The 18,633-nt window shown below is 69.0% G+C and carries 18 protein-coding genes; 6 read left to right on the forward strand and 12 right to left on the reverse strand.

What is annotated here, in order from left to right; translation table 11 throughout:
* Nucleotides 1–4: 4 nt before the first annotated feature.
* Entirely contained in the window at nt 5–202 is a 198-nt protein-coding gene (locus EKG83_RS25860; RefSeq protein ID WP_033433555.1) for a hypothetical protein, read from the reverse strand.
* A gap of 182 nt (nt 203–384) precedes the next feature.
* Between EKG83_RS25860 and EKG83_RS25865 the strand changes: the two genes are divergently transcribed.
* Both EKG83_RS25865 and EKG83_RS25870 read left to right on the forward strand, forming a co-directional pair.
* A complete protein-coding gene (locus EKG83_RS25865) occupies nt 385–762 on the forward strand; it encodes a hypothetical protein (RefSeq protein WP_153278396.1) in 378 nt (125 codons plus the stop codon).
* Between the two features lie 337 nt (nt 763–1,099).
* The gene (locus EKG83_RS25870) at nt 1,100–3,247 is read left to right on the forward strand and encodes an ATP-binding protein (protein WP_051766513.1); all 2,148 of its coding nucleotides are present in this window, start codon (nt 1,100–1,102) and stop codon (nt 3,245–3,247) included.
* A 169-nt stretch (nt 3,248–3,416) separates the two neighbouring features.
* On the opposite strand, the gene EKG83_RS25875 is transcribed toward EKG83_RS25870, so the two are convergent.
* From EKG83_RS25875 to EKG83_RS25885, 3 genes are all read right to left on the reverse strand, one after another.
* Nucleotides 3,417–3,728, reverse strand: a complete 312-nt coding sequence (locus tag EKG83_RS25875) for a hypothetical protein (protein ID WP_033433557.1) — start codon at nt 3,726–3,728, stop codon at nt 3,417–3,419.
* The gene (locus tag EKG83_RS25880; protein WP_211269187.1) at nt 3,721–4,200 is read right to left on the reverse strand and encodes a DUF6283 family protein; all 480 of its coding nucleotides are present in this window, start codon (nt 4,198–4,200) and stop codon (nt 3,721–3,723) included. The genes EKG83_RS25875 and EKG83_RS25880 overlap by 8 nt, the downstream gene beginning before the upstream one ends.
* A 174-nt stretch (nt 4,201–4,374) precedes the next feature.
* A complete protein-coding gene (locus tag EKG83_RS25885; protein ID WP_033433558.1) occupies nt 4,375–4,728 on the reverse strand; it encodes a histone-like nucleoid-structuring protein Lsr2 in 354 nt (117 codons plus the stop codon).
* A gap of 302 nt (nt 4,729–5,030) precedes the next feature.
* Here EKG83_RS25885 and EKG83_RS48240 point away from each other — a divergent pair, with 302 nt between their 5' ends.
* Nucleotides 5,031–5,243 carry a hypothetical protein gene (locus tag EKG83_RS48240; protein WP_033433559.1) on the forward strand — a complete coding sequence of 71 codons (213 nt, stop codon included), beginning with the start codon at nt 5,031–5,033 and terminating at the stop codon, nt 5,241–5,243.
* A gap of 193 nt (nt 5,244–5,436) precedes the next feature.
* On the opposite strand, the gene EKG83_RS25895 is transcribed toward EKG83_RS48240, so the two are convergent.
* From EKG83_RS25895 to EKG83_RS25905, 3 genes are all read right to left on the reverse strand, one after another.
* Nucleotides 5,437–6,504: a DUF6042 family protein gene (locus EKG83_RS25895; RefSeq protein WP_033433560.1), complete on the reverse strand. Its 1,068-nt coding sequence runs from the start codon at nt 6,502–6,504 to the stop codon at nt 5,437–5,439.
* A gap of 143 nt (nt 6,505–6,647) precedes the next feature.
* Nucleotides 6,648–6,851 carry a hypothetical protein gene (locus tag EKG83_RS25900; RefSeq protein WP_153278397.1) on the reverse strand — a complete coding sequence of 68 codons (204 nt, stop codon included), beginning with the start codon at nt 6,849–6,851 and terminating at the stop codon, nt 6,648–6,650.
* Nucleotides 6,852–7,240: 389 nt separating this feature from the next.
* Nucleotides 7,241–8,062, reverse strand: coding sequence for an SAM-dependent methyltransferase (locus EKG83_RS25905; RefSeq protein WP_051766499.1), 822 nt, complete (start codon nt 8,060–8,062; stop codon nt 7,241–7,243).
* Between the two features lie 639 nt (nt 8,063–8,701).
* Between EKG83_RS25905 and EKG83_RS25910 the strand changes: the two genes are divergently transcribed.
* The 3 genes from EKG83_RS25910 to EKG83_RS25920 all read left to right on the forward strand — a co-directional run bounded on the left by EKG83_RS25910 (nt 8,702) and on the right by EKG83_RS25920 (nt 12,798).
* Nucleotides 8,702–9,259 (forward strand): RNA polymerase sigma factor, encoded by a 558-nt coding sequence (locus EKG83_RS25910; protein ID WP_170191909.1) that lies wholly within the window; start codon nt 8,702–8,704, stop codon nt 9,257–9,259.
* Nucleotides 9,259–11,652 (forward strand): EAL domain-containing protein, encoded by a 2,394-nt coding sequence (locus EKG83_RS25915; protein ID WP_228122931.1) that lies wholly within the window; start codon nt 9,259–9,261, stop codon nt 11,650–11,652. Before EKG83_RS25910 ends, EKG83_RS25915 begins: the two co-directional genes overlap by 1 nt.
* 144 nt (nt 11,653–11,796) lie before the next feature.
* On the forward strand, nt 11,797–12,798 hold the full coding sequence (locus EKG83_RS25920; RefSeq protein ID WP_153278398.1) for a hypothetical protein: 1,002 nt from the start codon (nt 11,797–11,799) through the stop codon (nt 12,796–12,798).
* Between the two features lie 65 nt (nt 12,799–12,863).
* Here the strand turns inward: EKG83_RS25920 and EKG83_RS25925 are convergent, their stop codons facing one another.
* The 5 genes from EKG83_RS25925 to EKG83_RS25945 all read right to left on the reverse strand — a co-directional run bounded on the left by EKG83_RS25925 (nt 12,864) and on the right by EKG83_RS25945 (nt 18,619).
* Nucleotides 12,864–13,988 (reverse strand): acyltransferase family protein, encoded by a 1,125-nt coding sequence (locus tag EKG83_RS25925; RefSeq protein WP_033433594.1) that lies wholly within the window; start codon nt 13,986–13,988, stop codon nt 12,864–12,866.
* Nucleotides 13,989–13,999: 11 nt separating this feature from the next.
* Nucleotides 14,000–15,184: a cytochrome P450 gene (locus EKG83_RS25930; protein WP_051766500.1), complete on the reverse strand. Its 1,185-nt coding sequence runs from the start codon at nt 15,182–15,184 to the stop codon at nt 14,000–14,002.
* Between the two features lie 106 nt (nt 15,185–15,290).
* Nucleotides 15,291–16,370, reverse strand: a complete 1,080-nt coding sequence (locus EKG83_RS25935; protein ID WP_033433565.1) for a branched-chain amino acid aminotransferase — start codon at nt 16,368–16,370, stop codon at nt 15,291–15,293.
* Nucleotides 16,367–17,560: a cytochrome P450 gene (locus tag EKG83_RS25940; protein WP_033433566.1), complete on the reverse strand. Its 1,194-nt coding sequence runs from the start codon at nt 17,558–17,560 to the stop codon at nt 16,367–16,369. Before EKG83_RS25940 ends, EKG83_RS25935 begins: the two co-directional genes overlap by 4 nt.
* 18 nt (nt 17,561–17,578) lie before the next feature.
* Complete coding sequence (locus EKG83_RS25945) at nt 17,579–18,619, reverse strand: class I SAM-dependent methyltransferase (protein WP_033433567.1); 1,041 nt, start codon at nt 18,617–18,619, stop codon at nt 17,579–17,581.
* Between the last annotated feature and the right edge of the window lie 14 nt (nt 18,620–18,633).

Raw genomic sequence — 18,633 nt, forward strand, 5'->3', positions numbered from 1 at the left:
GTGATCATTCATGCCGCGCTGCCCGCCACCGGGCAGCGCGGTGTGCGAGCACGCCAGCATCCCGGGTGTGAGCGCCGACGTACTCGACGAGTATCTGTTGGAGGACCTTGACTTCAAGCGGCTGTTCGCCGAGAAGATCCGCGGTGTCGAGAACGACCCGCGGCTGGACGGCACGGCCAACCTGTCCGACGAGGGCGCGCACGACTGGTTCACCCTGTTCACCGAGACCGTCCTCGTGCACCCTTACACCGGACCGATCGCCGTGCGGCGACGGGTCCACGATCTGCGGTACTGGTTGCCTGCCGTCGCCGGGCAGTCTCGACGGCTGGACCGGGAGTTGGACGTCCCCAAGCCGGTGGTCGCGTTCGCTCCGACAGAGCCGTGGTGGCGGCGGCCCGCGTCGCGACCGACCCCGACGCCCCGGAGCTGTGGGTGCCCGACGACACCGACCCCGACGCCTCGTTCCGGGCCCTGCTCGCGGCGGTATCCCGCGCGCCCAGCGGCAGCGGCCGGCTGATCTGGCAGCCGTTCGAGGACGACGACACGATCCGCACCAACATGCTGATGCGCGCCACCCCCTACCCGCACTTCCCCGTGAGGCAGGACGAATCGTGGATCGACGCCGCAGTCGCCAAGGCCGCTCTGCTGGCGATTCCGCTGCGCTACGTCGTCTCCTACCGCCCCGATCCTTACCTGCGGTCTCACGTGGAACCGGAGACACCGTTCCCCGTGATCCCCCTGCCGCCCCAGGACGCCGAGTAGGCGACCGTCCATCCGATTCATTCACTACAGACTCAGGCTGTGATCGCGGTGAGCGCCTGCGGACGGTGGATCACCCTCCGGGGGCCGGGCGGCCACCGGTGATGCGTGTGGCGTCCGCCGTTCTGCGGCGTGGATCGGCTCGGCCGGGTGGATCCTGACGATGTCCACCGGTGGCCTGGCGGTGTGATGCAACGCCGGGACCCGCCAGTCGGTGACCGGGGAGGTGCCTGGGGCGGTGATTCCCGAGGCGGAACAGGCTGACGATCCCGTGCCCGACGCCCGTGGTGGCGGACATGGGCTTGGAGTGCTCAACGTGGTGTCGGGTGGTGCGGGCGGTGTGGTGCAGGCCGGAGCGGTGCACGGCGATGTGCACCTGCACGCGCCGTCGTCTCCGGCGCCGGCGGTGCCGCGTCAACTGCCCGCCGCGCCGGGGATGTTCGCCGGACGGACGGCGGAGTTGGCCGTGCTGGACCGTGCCCTGGCCGACGCCCCCGGCGGTCGGGACCGCGCGGCGGCGGGCGCAGCGGTGGTGATCTCGGCGATCGGCGGGGCGGGCGGGATCGGCAAGACCTGGCTCGCCGTGGCCTGGGCCCACCGCCGGCTGGAGCGGTTTCCCGACGGGCAGCTGTTCGTCGACCTGCGCGGCTTCAGCCCCACGGACAACCCGGTGGACCCGGCGGTGGCGGTGCGCGGGTTCCTCGACGCCCTGGGCGTCGTCCCCGACCGCGTCCCGACCGATCTGGACGCCCAGGCCGCGCTGTACCGCACCCTGGTGGCCGGCAAGCGGATGCTGGTGGTGCTGGACAACGCCGCCACCAGCGAGCAAGTCGTTCCGTTGTTGCCCGGCAGCCCAAGTTGCACCGTGCTGGTCACCGGCCGCCGCAGGCTGGCCTCGCTGATCGACCGGCACGGCGCCCGCCACCTGGCCCTGCGCGTCCTGGCCCAGGACGAGGCGCGCGCCCTGTTGATGGCACGCCTGGGCCCTGACCGTGTCGCCGCCGAACCCGTCGCGGTGGAGGAGTTGGTCGAGCTGTGCGGGGCCTACCCACTGGCCCTGGCGATCACGGCTCGCACCGCCGCCACCCGCCCCGCCGTCCCGCTGGCCGAGGTCGCCGCCGAGCTGCGCGAACTGGGCTTGGAGGCGCTCGACCACGACACCGATCCGGCCGCCAGCCTGCCCGCCGTGTTGTCCTGGTCTCTGCGCCGGCTCACCGACGAACAACGCACCGTCTTCGCGCTGCTGGGCATCGCGCCCGGACCCGACACCACCCTGCCTGCCGTGGTGTCGCTCACCGACCTGCCCTCGGACCGCATTCGCAGGGCATTGTCGGTGTTGGAGGAGGCATCCCTGCTCGAACGGCGTTCACAGGGCCGGTACGCGATGCACGACCTGGTCCGCGCCTACGCCGCCGCCATCGCCCACGACCTGCCCGAGCAGGTGCGGGAGACGGCCCTGAGACGGGTGATGGACTTCCACCTGCACACCGCTGTAGCCGCCGACCGCCTTCTGAACCCCCACCGCCAGCTTCTGCACCCCGACCCGCCCGCGCCCGGCACCCACCCGTACCCGCTGCCCGACGCCGCGGCCGCGACCGCCTGGCTGGAGGCCGAGCACGCCACCCTGCTGGCCACCCAACATGCGGCGGTCACCCTCGAACGTCACCACGTCGTCTGGCACCTGGCCTGGGCACTGGACACCTTCCACACCCGACGGGGGCACTGGCGCGACACGCTCGCCTCATGGAGGGCCGCACTGAACGCCAGCGTCCACCTACCCGTCCCCGCAACCCGTAGCCGCGCCCACCGACTTCTCGGCCACGCCTGTTCCCAACTGGGCCTGCACGAGGAGGCCACCGGGCACCTGGAGCAGGCCCTCGCCCTGGCCGCGCGCCACCACGACTCCACCGAACAGGCACACACCCACCGGGTACTCGCGATCATCTGGGAACGACGGGGGGACGACCGGCAGGCACTGAATCACGCCCGGCACGCCCTCGACCTCCAACGCACCCTCGACCAACCGGAGTGGGAAACCGACTCGCTCAACCAGGTGGGCTGGTACGCCGCGCGCCTGGGCGACTTCGCCACCGCCCGCGAGCACTGCCACGCCGCCCTCACCCTGTACCGACACCATCACAACCCCGACGGCGAGGCCGCCACCCTCGACAGCCTCGGGTTCATCGCCCACCGCACCGGCGACCACCGGCAGGCCGTCGACCACTACCACCAGGCCCTCACCCTGTTCCGCACCCACGGCCACATCTACCAGGTCGCGGACACACTCGACAGCCTGGGCCACTCCCACGCCGCCCTCGGACACCACGACCAGGCCCGCGCGGTCTGGCAGGAAGCATCGCAGCTGTACCGGGACCAAGGCCGCGACACCGACGCCGAACGGGCCCAGCGACAACTCGACGACCTCGACTCGACACCGACGCCGGTCAAGCCGCCGCAGGACACGGACGGGGACAAGACTGGCGGGTGAGACGGAGTCGTCGTAAGGATTCCGGTCACATCCGTCGTGAACCGGACCGCATCGACCAATCCCGCCCTGCCGAAATCACGGGCGCATTCAGCCCGCCTCCGGTGATCCAGACGTGCCCGACGAACCGGTGTCCGGTTGCACTCGCCGACACAATCAGCGCCTTCGCCGATCACATCGTCGGGCGCGGCAGGAGTTCGGCCAATACCGCCTCCACGATCGGTGATCCCTGCCAGTACAGGTAGGCCCGCCCCTCGGGAAGATGTTCCAGTCCGTGTCGCTGGTAGAGATCGCGAGCGCGAGCGGTTGGGACTTCCTCGTCCGTAAAGTCGATCAATCCCAGACGTCGAGCGGTCGCCAGGTGCAACTCCATCCCCCTGAGCGAGCCGAAATGTCGGTCGATGTCCCCTTCGACCGCGCCTTCGATCAGGGCCACGATGAACACGTCGGCGAACCGATCCCGCCGGTCGGTCTCATCAACCATCGGCGCTGCCCTGACCGGGAGCGATGCCGAGCATCGCTCGGTCGCCGCGGCACGGCGTCAGAGCCGGATCGTTCGGGTCCACGCCGTTGGCAACGGCCATCGCGCGGTAATCCGAGTAGAGCTCCACCGGGCTGCCGATCGAGTCCGGATCGATCCGGCCGCTGACGACCGCCAGACGGATGGTGAGGTTGTCCGACGCCCCACGCAGCAGGAAACCGGCGCAGGTCTGAGGGGCCGACCGGGACGAACCGTGGCAGCCGAAGGTGTGGGTGGCCAGGTCGTAGGTGGTGCGGGCGCTGTCCCGGAAGACCTGGGGCGGGAACACGTTAAGCGGGGCGTCGACGCGCCACGGACAGCGTGGACATGGCTCGGTCCGGTAGTCGGTTCCGCGGCGTTCGATGGTGACGACGCCCCACTTGCCGTCTCCGGCGGGGCGGACCATGACCACTCTCGACCGGTCGGCGCGGGGCAAGGCGGTTCCTCCAGGTCGGGACTGCCGCTGCTGTTGTTGAGAGGAAGGGAGGCGCGTGGTGCGCCGCCCATCCTGCCGCGTGGAGCACCGACCAGCGCCGGAGCGCCACACCGCCTTCTCCGTCGACCCACGCACTGCTGGTCTTCATCTGCCGGTACAGGCGCGGGTCGCGCTTCAGGCGGAGTGTGCCTGCTGAAACTCCTCGATCAGCGCCTGGGGGATGCGCCCTCGGTCCGAGATCTCCCGTCCCTGGCTCCTGGCCCACTCGCGGATCGCCTGGTTCTGCTGCCTGTCGCCGCCTGCGGGAACGGTGGCCTGGGTGCGGCCCTGCCGGTTTCCACGTTGGGTGCGGCCACCTGCTCGCCGTCCTTTGGCCACGAAGTCGGCGAGCAGGTCGCGCAGCTTGTCGGCATTGGGTGTGGACAGGTCGATGACGTAACCGACGCCGTCGAGGGCGAAGTCCACGGTTTCGTGTGCTTCGCCACCGTCGAGATCGTCAATCAATCGGACGATGGTCTGCTGTGCCATGAAAGGCCCCTTATCGAGGTCGCCACGTTCTGCGATCGTTGCGGGTATTGCGCGCGAGACAAACCGGCATGAACGCACAACCGTCTTGATCGCGCGGTGCGATCCTATTGCCCCTCGGAGAAAAAGGCAACATATTTCATTAGATGAGAGCAGGTGGATGCCGGTTCGCTTCTGCGCGGAACGGGTCCATCCGGCTACTCGATGTCACCTGCGGTTCGAAGCCGTCGACGCGTCCTCCGTTCATACCGTCGAGGCCAGGCCGCGCAGGGCACCGGCGGCTTCGTTGAGCAGTCCTTAATGGCGTGCCCGCGCTGTATGTATTCACGGTTGTCGGCAGCCACGCCGCCCGATCGGTGACGGCTGCCCTGTGGGTCTGCTCCGTTTCGACGGCCAGGGCGAGGATCATCTGCGATCAGGGGCGTCCCACCCTGGAAGGATGTCCCATCCTGAAGCTCATGGCGGCCGAGTGCAACGCGACCAAGGTCAAACAGCGGTGGATTCTCGCCTCGAAGTGATCCGCGACGGCATCCGGGGCCGGCGCGTGCTTCGACGCACACCGGCCCCGGGAACGTGACGCCGGCGCGGACCGAATCGGTAAAGCCGCATGTCGCCGGGTCGGGACTTCGGGTTCGCGGTGCAGCCAAGGACGAGCGCCACCGGTGCGACGGTCATGGGCACGGCGACGCCCGCGACGTCCGGGCCGCTCCGTCACCCCGCGGCGGGCACCGTCATCGTGAACTCGCCGGACAGCGGTCCCTCGACGGTCAGCAGCCCTTGTCGCACGGCCCAGTCTAGCGTGTCGCGCACGTCGTCTTCGGCCACCAGCGTGCGCGCCGCCAGCGCGGCGACCGTCTGCCGGGCACCGCCCCACAGGGCCACCGACACCAGGTCGGCGGCGAGGGACCGGAACCGGTCCGACTCCTGCCACAGCACCAGCTCGGCGCGGCGCTCGGGCGACAGGTCCAGCACGTCCTGCGCCCTGGGCTCGACCTCGGGCCACCGGTAGGCGTCCCCGTCGGCGACGAGCAACCCGGCGGCGGCGAACACGGCCAACAGGTCGCGCGGTGACGTCGGCGCGGGCACCCCCAGTTGGGCGGCCACGTCGGCGGGGTCGAGCTCGCGGTGCCCCGGCCCGGGCAACGGCCCGTCCAGCCACCCCGCGCCCCGGTGCTGCCGTTCGCTCCACCGCCGCACCGCCTCGACGGTGGTGACGCCGTCCGCGTCCCGCGCCGCCCACACGGCGGCCAGCAAATCGGTGACGTGGTAACCGAACAGGTACCGCCAACCCCCGTCACCCGCGGGCACCGCGGGCAGGGCACGCGCCGACCACCGCGGCGGTTCGACCTCGGCCACCGGCCAGAAGCACAGCCGCCACACCGCCTCCATCCCCTCGTCCGCCGAGGGGCCCGCGCACACCCGCACCCGGTACAGGCCCGGACCCGCCAACCGCAGGTGCTCCTCCCCCGGCCCACCCGTCACCCAGGTCAGACCGACCACCCCGGACCGACTCCGGTACGGGATCTCCACCACGTCCTCCCACCCGGCGGTCTCCTCGGGCGGCGCGCCGTCGTGCGACTCCAGGCGCACCACCACCGGCCCGTCACCGGCCGCCGCCTCCAACCAGCCGTACCCGGTACGCACGATCGTGCCGCACGGCTGCACGCGCGAGGTGTGCTGCTCGAACGGACCGTCCCCCACGTCACCGACCCAGGTGTCGCGCACGGTCAACGTGCCGAACTCCGGCCAGTAGTCCCCGTCCTCGTAGATCCCCCTCATCCGATCAACGTATCGGGCGACTGGAACGGCGCCGCCACGGCCAACCGGGGCGATGTCTACCGGCCGACTGCGCACTGCCGTGATCATCGAGCAGGCACACGGAGCCGCACAATCGCCGGTGGACATCCACGAGTCGCTGACCTTCACGGTGACCACGGATAACCTGCCACGTCCTGGTCGAACGCCGCGTTCAACTCCGCGTCGCTGATCCCCTCGTCCGGCCGCAGCGCGCTGTCCCTGCCGAACCCGGCCGCGTTCAACACCGCCCACACGGCGTGGGCGACGGCCGCGTACTCGCGGACCGTCACATCGGCCGGCAGCAGGATCTCCAAGCGTCGAGCAGGCACGCCGCACAGCGTGCCCCGTGGACCGTCGACCACGCGAGCCCTCGCCGCCCTTCCCCTGTCCCGGTGGTCCTGTGCTCCTGCGGGACGCGGGAGCGGAGCGGGAAGGCCAGCCTGCGGTATCGCGGTGTGCCGTCGTCTCCGGCTGTTCCGCGTCCCGCCCCGGGTGGGCGCAGCGCAGTTCGAACACCACCCGGTCGGGCGAATCCGGACATTCGATCGTGCAAGCATCGGCGTTAGTTGGATGCACCAGGTGCCGGAACACTCCCACCGCCCGAACAGACGATCCCGCATCGGGCGCGGTTGATCCTTTCCGGTTTATCGCGATCAGCGTGTCGTCCGTCCCCTCGCCCTCCGCTCCTCTTACCGGTATGCCGCGGATGACAGGACGGTCAGTTCTTCACGAGGAGGGTGCGCAGTACCTCGACCTCTGTCGGGGTGATTGCTTCGGTTTTGCCGGTGTAGCGCGTGCGTAGGCTCGGAGTCGGACTCGGCAGTTCGGCCATGTCCAACCAACCGCGAACCCGGGTTGGGTGCCGGGGGTGACGGATCCACCACCGCTGTGTGTCGAAAGAGGGCATGGTGGTGGGCGTCACGGCGACATCGCTATCTATGGGGTCCGTCCTGGTGGTTGGCCATGTGGTCAGGTGGGTCAGGGCTAGGTGGCTTCCGGGAGCCAATGCCCGAAGGTAGGTGCCGATGATCCTGTCGGGCTGGTCCTGATCGGGCAGGGTGTCGAGAATGTCCACCGCGATCAGCCCGGTAGGTGTGTCCGGGTGCAGTAGCTGTGCGGTGTCGGGGTGCTCGAGTACGGCTCGGGGGCGGCGCAGGTCAGCTTGGACGACGGCGGTGTGAGGACGGTCCCGGGTCAGCAGGGTGATGCGGGCGGCGGTGGCGGGGTCGTGGTCGACGTAGACGATGCGGGCGTCGAGGTCACGGCTGCTGACGAGCTGGTGGATCGCCCCCATGGTGGGCAGGCCACAACCGAGGTCGAGGAATTGTCGGATGCCGGTATCGAGCATGTGGTGCACCGCTTGGCGCAGGAAGGCACGGTTGTCGCGCAGCAGGTCTCGCAGCGCGGGGTGGGCCTGCAGGGCGGCGGTGGCCGCGGCGCGGTCGAGGGGCGTGTTGAGTGTGCCGCCGAGCAACCAGTCATGAGCTCGGGCGGCATTGGGTCTGTCGAAGTCGGCGGTCGCGGCGTCGTGTCGGGACACGCGCCTCCTTTCGGAGAGGGTGCTCAGGAGATGATCTTGCCGGTGGGGTGGCCGATGGGTGGACGGTGGGTTGTGGGTGCGCTGATAGAGAACACCGGTGGGCTCCACCTGTGACGCATCGATGCGCCACTACACCCGCGCGAGGAGCGGATTCACCTCTCGCGAGCAACGGAGTGGCAATATTGCGGAGTCGCAATGCTCTGATTGGGTGAAGTTGCCGGGCAGCCAATCAAGATCCGGGACTTCGGACAGTGAGTAACGGGTGTACGTCCATCCCGGGCGTGCCTTACGCCGAGAGGTGTCCGTGCTGCTCGATCCGAAGTTCGCGGCAGGCCCGACGGTCGGTTCGTCCGGTCCGCCACGCTGCAGGACGCGGCCATGCCGCACAGCAGTATGCAGACGGTCATGCCGCAGAACCCGGAGTTCCCTCCGGCACGGCGCCGGTGCCGGCGGGTGGCTACGGCATGGCCGCATCCGCCCGGTCACCGGGAGCACCGGACACACCGGCGTTTCGCGGCCGGTCACAGCGGTGCCGGCCACGGTGTGGCGCGTCGTAGAACGGCGCATGGCGCCGGGGCGTGTGGTGACGGACGGGTTGTGGGGGCCCCGGATTCCGGGAACGGGGCGGGGCATTCCCAGGTGAATGACGGGTACGACGAGGACCGCCGTGACCACGAGCAGGCGTTCGAGGACTTCTACCGCTCCCATGCCGACAATCTGATCAACTTCGCGTATCGGATGGGGCCGACGGTGGACAGCAAGGATGTCGTGCAGGAGGTGATGACCAAGATGCTGGCCCGCTGGTCGTGCATCGAAGGATCTCCGCTGGCCTATGCCTACGTCTCCGTGCGCAACTCGGTCAAGGACCGCATCGCCGAGCAGCGGCGGCAGCAGCCCAGTGCGGAGTTCCCCGAGGAGCAGTTGCAGCGGGCGCTGGTGGTGTCGATGGGTGACATCGACACCAGGCAGCGATTGGTCGAGTTGTGGGACCGCATCGACCGGCTGCCCGAGCGGTTGCGGGAGGCGGTGATGCTGAAGGTGTGCGGGTTCGATATCGGCCAGAGCGCCGAGGCGATGAACTGCAGCAGGACAACTGTGTCGGCCTACCTGTCCAGGGCTAAGCAGCTTCTGCGGGAATCGGGCTATCGCGCCGGTCATCAGAGCCGGCGGCGACACGACGACGGGGATGACGTGTGATGCTGCGATGGATTCTGTCCTGGATTCCCGGGACCAGCGCGTTCGCCGGGCGCCGCCGACTGGACGCCGATCTGGATCTGTTGGCCCGGCTGGGACCTCCGGTGCTGTCCGAAGAAGACAAGGACGCCGCACTGGCCCGGATCCGTGCCGCAGTCGACACCGCCAGCCCGTCCTCGCGGTCGCCCCTCGGGGAGGAGGTGACCGTGTCACGGCAAGCCGACGGTCACACCCGTCCGGCCGGCTTCGAGGAGATGGTGGCCGAGTGGGCCAAGGCGCTGGCCGCGACGGTCTATCTGCCATTGGATCAGCGGCAGTTGCGCGAGCGGCTCACGCTCATGGCCAACGGGCTGTTGGAGCACGCTTCCGGCGGTGACACGCTGGAACTGCCCGCCGAGCGGATCGGCCGGGAGCTGGCTCAGGACCTGCGGCTGACCGCTGAGGCTTTCCAGAACGGCCTGGAGCTGATCATCCCGTGGCTGGAGCGGACGCAGCGGCACACCGGCCAGGGTAGCGCCGCCTCCCGCGCCGGCGCCCTGGCCGCTTTGGCCGCCGGCTACGCCGCGGGCGCTCGTGATCGGATCCTCGACGAGCAGTTGGACATCACCGGGGCGGGACTAACCGCGGTACACGCCGAGCTGCGCGACCGCGTCCGCGGCAACGAGCACACCCTGTCCAGGAATCACGATCGCGGGCAACGCGGTCCGATCATGACCGACACCGCGCCGCCGATGGGCGTGCTGGACATCCACGGCACCGTGCTGCAGGCCAACCCCGCCCTGTTGCGGCTGCTGCGGTGTCCCGACCACGAGGTGGTCGGGACACCGCTGGTCGGACACATCACCGACGAACACTCCCGCGAAGCGGTACGCTCGTGCATCGCCTCAGCGGTGCGCCACCCTGGCACGCCCCATGACACCCGGTTCGCCCTCGGCGGCCACGATCGTGACACCACCTGGGTCGGCGCCGCTCTGGCCTGGCACCCCGACCGCCCTTACGACGACCCGGCCGGCGGGCGGATGTTGATGGCGCTGGCCGACATCACCGGACACCACAACCGCCAGCAACGCGTGCATCCCGAGGACGACTACGACCCCGTCACGCAGTTGTCCACCCGACGCCGCTTCCTGCACACACTGCACACCATTCTGCGCCCCGGTGTCGCGCACGAACCCGAGGTGGTGGGAGTATGCGCGCTGCGACTCGACGACCTGGCCACAGTGACCGCGGCCATGGGCCCGGCCGCAGCAGACCGCGTCCTGGTCTCGGCTGCCTCCCGGATCACCGCAGCGCTGGCCGACCACTCCCCCGCCACCGTGGCACGTATCGACCGCGACCGCTTCGCCATCCTGTTGACCACCCCCTGCGACTGGAGCACCATCACCGATCTGGTCCGCCGGCTGGTCGACTGGACCCGCGGGCCCTACACCACTGCCCGGTACAACGTCAGCCTGTCGGTCAGTGTCGGACTGGTCCAGGCCCTGCCCGGCGTCCGGGCCGAGCACCTGTTGCGCCAGGCCGAGGCCGAACTGGACGCCCAGTACCGCGGGCAACGCCGGATCCACACCGACACCGAGCCAGTCGACCACGGCGAGATCCGACACGACCACCTGCTCACCGCCGTGCCCCATGCACTACGCCGCGGCGAGATCACCCTGGCCTATCACCCCATCGTCGACCTCACCAGCTCCGTCGTGGTCGGAGTCGAGGCCACCGCCGTGTGGGCCCACCCCGATCACGGCGACATCCCCGCCGACGACCTGCTGTGCGAGGCCGAAGCCATCGGCCTGGCCCGGGACTGGGGGCCGTGGATGCTCAACCAGGCCACCCGGCAGGCCGCACGCTGGTCCCGCGCCCTGGGTAAGCGCGCACCTCAGATGGCTCTCAACATCCCCCCGGGATTCGCCGTTGACGACGGCTTCGTCGACCACCTCACCCGGGCGCTGCGCGACAACGACCTGCCACCACGCAGACTGCTGCTGTTGATGACCGAATCATCGATCGTCGACAGAAGAGGCCGGCTGCGTCGGCACCTGGTTCACCTGGGCGGCACCAGCGTGCCACTGGCCCTGGCCGGACTCGGCTCCGACACCGCCCATTACGACAGCCTGCCCCATCTCACCATCGACACCCTGGTCATCGCCCCCACCGTCACCGCAGGCATCGCGGGCGTCACCGCGGCCGACCACGGCCATCACGCCACCCTGGCCGAAGCTCTGATCAAAATGGGCCGCCGCCTCACCCACACGGTGATGCTCAAAGGCATCACCACTCGGGAGCAGGTCAAAGCCGCCCGCCGTATGAAAGCCGACCTGGGACTGGGCGAACTCTTCGGCGGCCCTCAACCCCCCGACGCCATCGAAGCCATGATCGTCGAAGGCGCCGTCGCCGTATGACCTCAGGGAAGGCGGCGGCAGCCGCCCCGCCTTCCCCTACCTCCCAACCTGTCCTGCACCACTGATACCACGACGATCCGCTCTTCGCCCCAACCTGCCACCACCGCACCGCGCCGGGCAGGACACACACCCCAAGGCCGCCGCATGACCATCCCTCCGGCAACCCCGCCAACCGCCCCACCACCACCCCACTCCGAGCCCTCCGTCACCCACAACCGCAACCACGATGGTTGCTCCCACATCGTCCTGCAGGTCGGAGCCATCCACGGCGACGTCACCATCCACACCGCCGCACCCACCAGTCACGACGCCACGAGCACCGCAACGCGGACCTCCGCCCGACAACGCCACACCCCGGCCGCAGCGGCGCCGATGACAACCACACCGCCGGCAGACGAACACACCACACCGTTACCCACCCTGCCTCGAATCCTGTCATCCGCCACCACGACGGCCACCGCGCCATCCACGCCGGAGTTTCGCGGCTCACCCCACCTTCCCTATACCGCCTTCTACGACATCGCCTTCCGCGAAAGCGACTCCCCCGACGGTGTCCAAGGCGTCCCCACCCCCACTGTTCCGCGCCATCAGGCCATCGACCGCGTCTCCGTCCACCGCGGCCCGTACTCCCAGGCGCTGCTGCGCTGGCTGTCCTGCCTGGCTCCCACGCCGATCCCGCTCACCCTGATCGACACCGAGATCCTGGCCACCTCCCCCGCCTTCGCCGGACTGACCCGAGCCGACCTCAGCACCGGCCTGGAAGCCCTCGCCAAAGCCAAGCTGATCACCCTGCTCACCGTGCGCCCCACCCGCAGCACGGCACCAGCCATCCCCTGCCTGCTGCTGCACCACACCGACCGACCACCACTGACCCGACTGGACCCCTCCCTCGCCCCCGACACCTACATCGACCTGTGCTGCACAGCACTGGACATCGCCCTCGCCCACGCCCGCCACCACACCCCGTTCTCACACGCACATCTGGCCACCCTGCTTCCCCACCACCAGCACCTCGCCCGCTACCTGCATACGCAGACCAGCCCGGCCCGGGATCACCCCACTCCCTCACTACCGACGCACCATCCGTCCACCAACCACAGTCTCGAAAGACGTCGGGGCAGTGCTTTAGGGCAACAGCGACGGTGAGTGTGATCGGCGGGCACGTCAAGCCTTCTCGGGGCAGTCGGCGAGGTCGGCGGTGCGGATGGGCGCTACCCGGGGCTGTCGTCGGTGGCTCGATCCGGGATTCTCGGCGTACTGCCGAAGCGACGCATGAGGGGGCGTTCCACCGTGCGGTGGAGGAGCCAGGCGACCAAGAGGCACAAGGTGATCTCCAGGACGATGGTGGCGATCGTCCCGATCACCGGTCGGATTACCGACCCGGCCCAGGCGTTGAACAACTCTACGACCAGCGGGTGGACGAGGTAGAGGGCGAAGGAGATTTCGCCCAAGAAGATCATGAAGGGTCTGCGCCACATCGAGCGTGCGCCCCGCAGGTCCATCGACGCCGCCGCTACGACGATCAGCGCCACCGGGACGATGCTCGCCGCCACAAAGACGAACAGCGGTGGCAAGAAAAAGAAGGCGGTGTTGAAACAGACCACGGCCGCAACCGCTGGGATCGTTACGCCCAGCCGCGGGGTGAGGCCGTTGCGGACCAGTCTGGCCAGGACCATGCCCAGGACGAACTCTGGCAGCCTGCTCGGCGGGAAGAAGTAGGTGAACCAATACTGCACTAAAGGCATTTCCACGACGCCCGGTTGCAGCGCGGGGCCGTCCAGCGTGCCCGCCAGGATCGGCACCGTGAAGACGAGCACTACCATGACCAGGGCCGTCGTGGTCAGGAGTTGTGCCGGGATTCTGCGCACTAGCTGGATGACGAACGGGAACAGCAGGTAGAACAGAACTTCGCTGCTCAACGACCAGCTCACCGGGTTCACGCTGTACAGGAACTCGGGCAGCGGTGCCCACGGGTGCAGCAGGAGCAGGCTGATCACGGGGCTGGAGGTCCACCCGTCACCTGGCGGGGGACCGCCGGGGACCGCCGAGATACCAGTGATCACGAACACCACGTACATCACCGCCCAGGTAACGACGTGGTTGGGCAGGATTTTCCAGGCCCGCCTGCGCCAGAACGCCCGCGTGGTGTCCGTTGGCCGGGCCGACCACATGAGGACGAAACCGCTGAGCACGAAGAAGAACGACACCGACACCATCGCGGTCGGCAAGAACGGTGCCCACACATTCACGTGGCCCAACAGGACGAAGAAAGCCGCCGCGAAACGCAGGCCCGTCAACGACGGCAGGCGGTGGACGACACTCGGGGAGGCGGTCACGGGACCTCCTTTCAGGTCGTCACCATGGGAAGCTTTTCCAGCGCGGTCACATACGGACTGGCCTGGAACACGGGCGGATCGTCATGATCGACATGCAGGTTCGGAAAGCGGTCCAGCAGCACGTTGAGAACCACCCGGCTCTCCAGACGGGCCAACGGAGCACCCACGCAGAAGTGGATGCCCCGGCCGAAGGTGAGGTGCGGATTGGGGTCCCGAGTGATGTCGAAGACATCCGGCCGGGCGAACTGACGGGGGTCACGATTGGCCGCGCCGAGGCACACCGCGACCATCTGGTCGGCCGGTATCACCTTGCCCGCCACTGTGGTCTCTACGTTGGTCACACGGCCCATCTCGGGGAACGGGGTCAGGTAGCGCATCGATTCCTCGATCGCGGCCGGGACCTTGGTGCGGTCGGCGCGGACCTCTTCGCGTGTGTCCGGGTGCGCCTCCAAGCACAGCACGGCGTTGCCGAGCACCATCGTAGTGGTGATGTGGCCGTTGACCAGCAGTACGTTGGCGAAGTTGGCCACCTCGGTGTCGGTAAGCCGCCGGCCGTCGACCTCTGCCTCGACCAGGGTTCCCAACAGGTCGTCGGACGGCGTGCGGCGGCGGTGGGCGGCGTGTTCGCTCATGTAGTCGACGAAGTGCTGCATCTGCTCCATGGCGTGTTTGAGGATCCGTTCCTGCTCCTCGTCGGACTCGATGTGGGAGTACTCGTGTGCCTGCTCGGTCATTTCGTCGACCCACCGCTTGAACAGGTGACGGTCGCTCGCCGGTATCCCCAGCAGCTCCGCGATGACGATCACCGGCAGCGGGTAGGCCAGGTCGCGGATCAGCTCGACCTTGTCCTTGCCCGCCACCGCGTCAAGCAATTCGTGCGTCAGGGCCACGACTCTCGGTTCCAGGTCGGCGACCACCTTGTGCCCGAAGGCGTGGTTGACGACCTTGCGCAGCTTGCCGTGGTCGGGCGGATCCATCTCCAGGAGGTTGCCCTCCAGGAACTTCACCTCCATGTCGGCCATGCGGCCGGTGTTGGAGGAGAACGTCTTCGGGTCGGCCAGCACCTTCACCGACTCCGAGTATCCGTACACCCGCCAGACGCCGGTCTGCGGGTTGCGGTCCACCAGCTCCGCAGGCTGCCTGCCGGTGAGCCAGAAGTGCCTCGGGTCGGGGTTCCACTGCGTCAACTCGGCCACGCGAATCCTCCTCGGGTCGAAGGGGCGTGCCGCTGCGCCGATCACACCGACCCTCGGGTCGGGGGTGAACCGGCGGGCCCGACGTGTCCCGGCGACGGGACGGCGGTCAGGCCAGGCGCAGCAGCCACTTGTCGGGGTCTGGGGCTTGACCGTGGTGGATGGCGGTCAACGCCTCCCGCAGGCCGGTCGTGACGGGACCCGCCCGGCCGTCGCCGACCGGCCACCTACCATGCGTGCTGACGATCGCGCCCACCGGAGTGGCGACGGCGGCGGTGCCACAGGCGAACACCTCCGTCGTCGCCGGCGAGCACAGCTCGTTCAGAGTGATCGGGCGCTGCTCGGTCCGCAGGCCCGCGCGGGAGGCGAGGGTGAGGATCGAATCGCGGGTGATACCGGGCAGCAGGGTGCCGGTCAGCGGCGGGGTGCCGAGCGTACCGTCCTCGGTCACCCAGAAGACGTTCATGCCGCCCAGCTCCTCGACGAAACGGTGCTCGGCGGCGTCGAGCCACAACACCTGCCGGCAGCCGTGTTCCGCAGCCTCGCGCTGAGCAGCGAAGCCCGCCGCATAGTTGCCTGCGCACTTGGCCTCGCCGGTACCGCCGGGCGCGGCCCGGGAGTAGTGCGCGGGAACCCACACGTGGATCGGCTCCACAGCGCGGCCGAAGAACGCCTCGGTGGGGAACGCCAGCAGCTGAAACGCGTATTCCCGGGCCGGGCGCAGAGCCAGCGTCGCCTCCGCGCCGTAGAGCGTGGGCCTCAAGTACAGCGCGCGACTCTCGCCCTCGGGTACCCAGCGGCCGTCGACGGCCAGTAACGCACGGATCGCCGACTCGAACAGTTCCCCCGGCAGCTCCGGAATCTCCAACCGGCGCGCCGAAGCGGCGAACCGGCGGGCGTGGTCGGCCACCCGGAACCCGGCGGGGACGCCGTCGGGTTGCCGGTAGACCTTCAAGCCCTCGAACACCACCTGGCCGTAGTGCAGACCGGCTAGTGCCACCGGCACCGTCATCGTTGTGTGAGGGCACACCGTGCCGTCGTGCCAGCCTCGTCCGGGTGTCCACCTCAGCGTCACCACGTGCTCGGTGAACACCGTGCCGAACGGGGCGTCCGCGGACCGTTCGCGCACCTGGGCATCGGGTAACGGGTCCGGTCCGGGCAGGTGCGCCCAGGTCGTCGTGGCGGTCACCGTACGCGCAACGGCAGCCGGTCGACGCCGCAGATTTCGGCCGACCGGGAGAACGTCGGAACCTGGTCCTCCGCGATGGTCAGCTTCGGGAAGCGGTCCAGCAGCACATTGAGCGTCACCTGGCCCTCCAGCCGGGCCAACGGCGCGCCGACGCAGAAGTGCACCCCCCGTCCGAACGCCATGTGCGCGCCGGAGTTGCGGGACAGGTCGAACGTGTCTGGGGCGACGAATTGCCGCGCGTCGCGGTTGGCCGCCGCGATCCACACCCGTACCATCTGATCCTTGCCGATGGTCTGTCCGCCGATCTGGACTTCCTCGGTGGTGGCCCGGTAGGCCAGCGCGAACGGGCTGAAGAACCGTAGCGACTCCTCGATGGCGGGCACCAGCCGGTCGCGGTCCTCGCGCACCAAGTCCCGCAGGCCAGGCACGGTGTCCAGGCACAACACCGTGTTGCCCAACAGCATGGTGCTGGTCAGGTGGCCGGCGAAGAGCAGGATGTTGGCGAAGTTGACGATCTGGGCGTCGTTGAGCCGCACGCCGTCGATCTCGGCCAGCACCAGCTGCGACAGCAGATCCTCGCGCGGTTTGCGGCGGCGTTCCACGGTGTGCGCGTGCAGGTACTCGTAGAGCGGCCGGATGTGGTCGATCTGCTCCTGGAACTCCCGGCCCTGCTCCTCCTGTCGGTCCACCAGGGAGATCTGGCCGGTGCCCTCCAGCATCTTGTCGACCCAGCCCTTGAACAGGTCGCGGTCGCTGGCTGGCACGCCGAGCAGTTCGGCGATCACGATGACCGGCAGCGGGTAGGCTAGGTCGGCGACCAGTTCCAGTTCGTCGCCCTCCACCGCGTCGAGCAGTTCGTGCGCCAGCCGTTCGACGCGGTCTTCCAGCGCCGCTACCGTCTTCAGGCTGAACGCGCTATTGACCAGGCGGCGCTGTGCGCTGTGCGCCGGCGGGTCCATCTGCATCAGGTTGCCGTCGCTGAACGGATTGTCCTCCACCTCCACCTGCACCAGCCGGGTGGTGTCGGAGGAGAAGCACTTCGGGTCGGTGAAGATTTCCACCGCCTCGGGGAACCCGTAGACGTTCCACAGCCCCACCGTCTCGTCGAACCGCACCACCTGTTCGGCGTGCCGGCCGCGCAGCCAGAAGTGCTCCGGGTGGAATTCCCACTGCTCGGGGAAGTCGGTCATCGCGGTCCTCCCAGGGTTTCACTTACGGGCGAGGAACAGCCGCCCGGTCGGGAAGGCGAGTTCGACGGGCTCCACGGCGGAGAAACCCGCGTCGCGCAGCCGCGCCTCCCACTCCTTCTCGGTCTGGAGGCGGCGCTTCATGAACTGGTGGTGGAAGTAGGTGACGGCGGCGCTGAACCGGCGTTCCCGCGTGTTACGCAGGTAGGGCACGGCCTCGGTGAGCGCCATGATCCCGCCGGGCCGCAACGCCTCCCGGCAGCGGGCGAACACCTCCATCGCGGTGTTCTCCTCCTCGGGGAACATGTCGTGGAAGACGAATCCTGCGTGGATGACGTCCGCGCCCTCCAACGGCGACGGGTCTGTCGCGATGGACTGGATGGGCCGCTCGAACACGGTGAGCCGGTCGCTCACTCCGGCACGGTCCCCCGCCTGCCGGGCGGCTGCGCACGAGTCGTGGTCCAGGTCCAAGCCGACCGCGCGCGAGTCCGGCAGTGCCAACAGGATCTCGATCAGCAGCCGGCAGGTGCCCGAGCCAAGGTCGACGGCCACGGCGGGTTTCACCTCGATCAGCGCGCTCAACGCGGCAGGGTAGAACGCCTTGGAGCCCATCCACTGCGAGCTGACCGCCACCTCGCGGCCGTCGCGCAGGTCAATGCCGGTGCCCCGGTCGGGGTCGTTGAGGAAGTCGCGGGCGTTCTCGACGAACGGCCGGTTGGCGTTCATCGTCCATGACAGGAATCCGGCCTGGTGCTGGATCACGTCGAAGTCCGGCACCGCGCGGAACGTACCGCCGTCGGTACCGACGGGTTCGATCAGCGCGGCCGACTCCAGCGCCTCGCAGTACCCGGCGACACCGGTTTCGCGCAGGTCCGCCGCCTGAGCCAACTGCGCGACGGTGAACGGTTCGCCGGTCTGGATCACGGTGACGACGCCGAGCCGGTCGCCCATTTCCAGCAGCGCGGCGGCGGCTGCGAGCGCCGGGGCGTCGCCGCCTGCCCGGCACTCGGCGGTGAAGTCGTGGTCGACCGTGTGGTGGGTACTCGTCCTCTCGAAGGTCATCCGATTTCCTCCTG

It is taken from the genome of Saccharothrix syringae (assembly GCF_009498035.1).
GTDB lineage: Bacteria > Actinomycetota > Actinomycetes > Mycobacteriales > Pseudonocardiaceae > Actinosynnema > Actinosynnema syringae.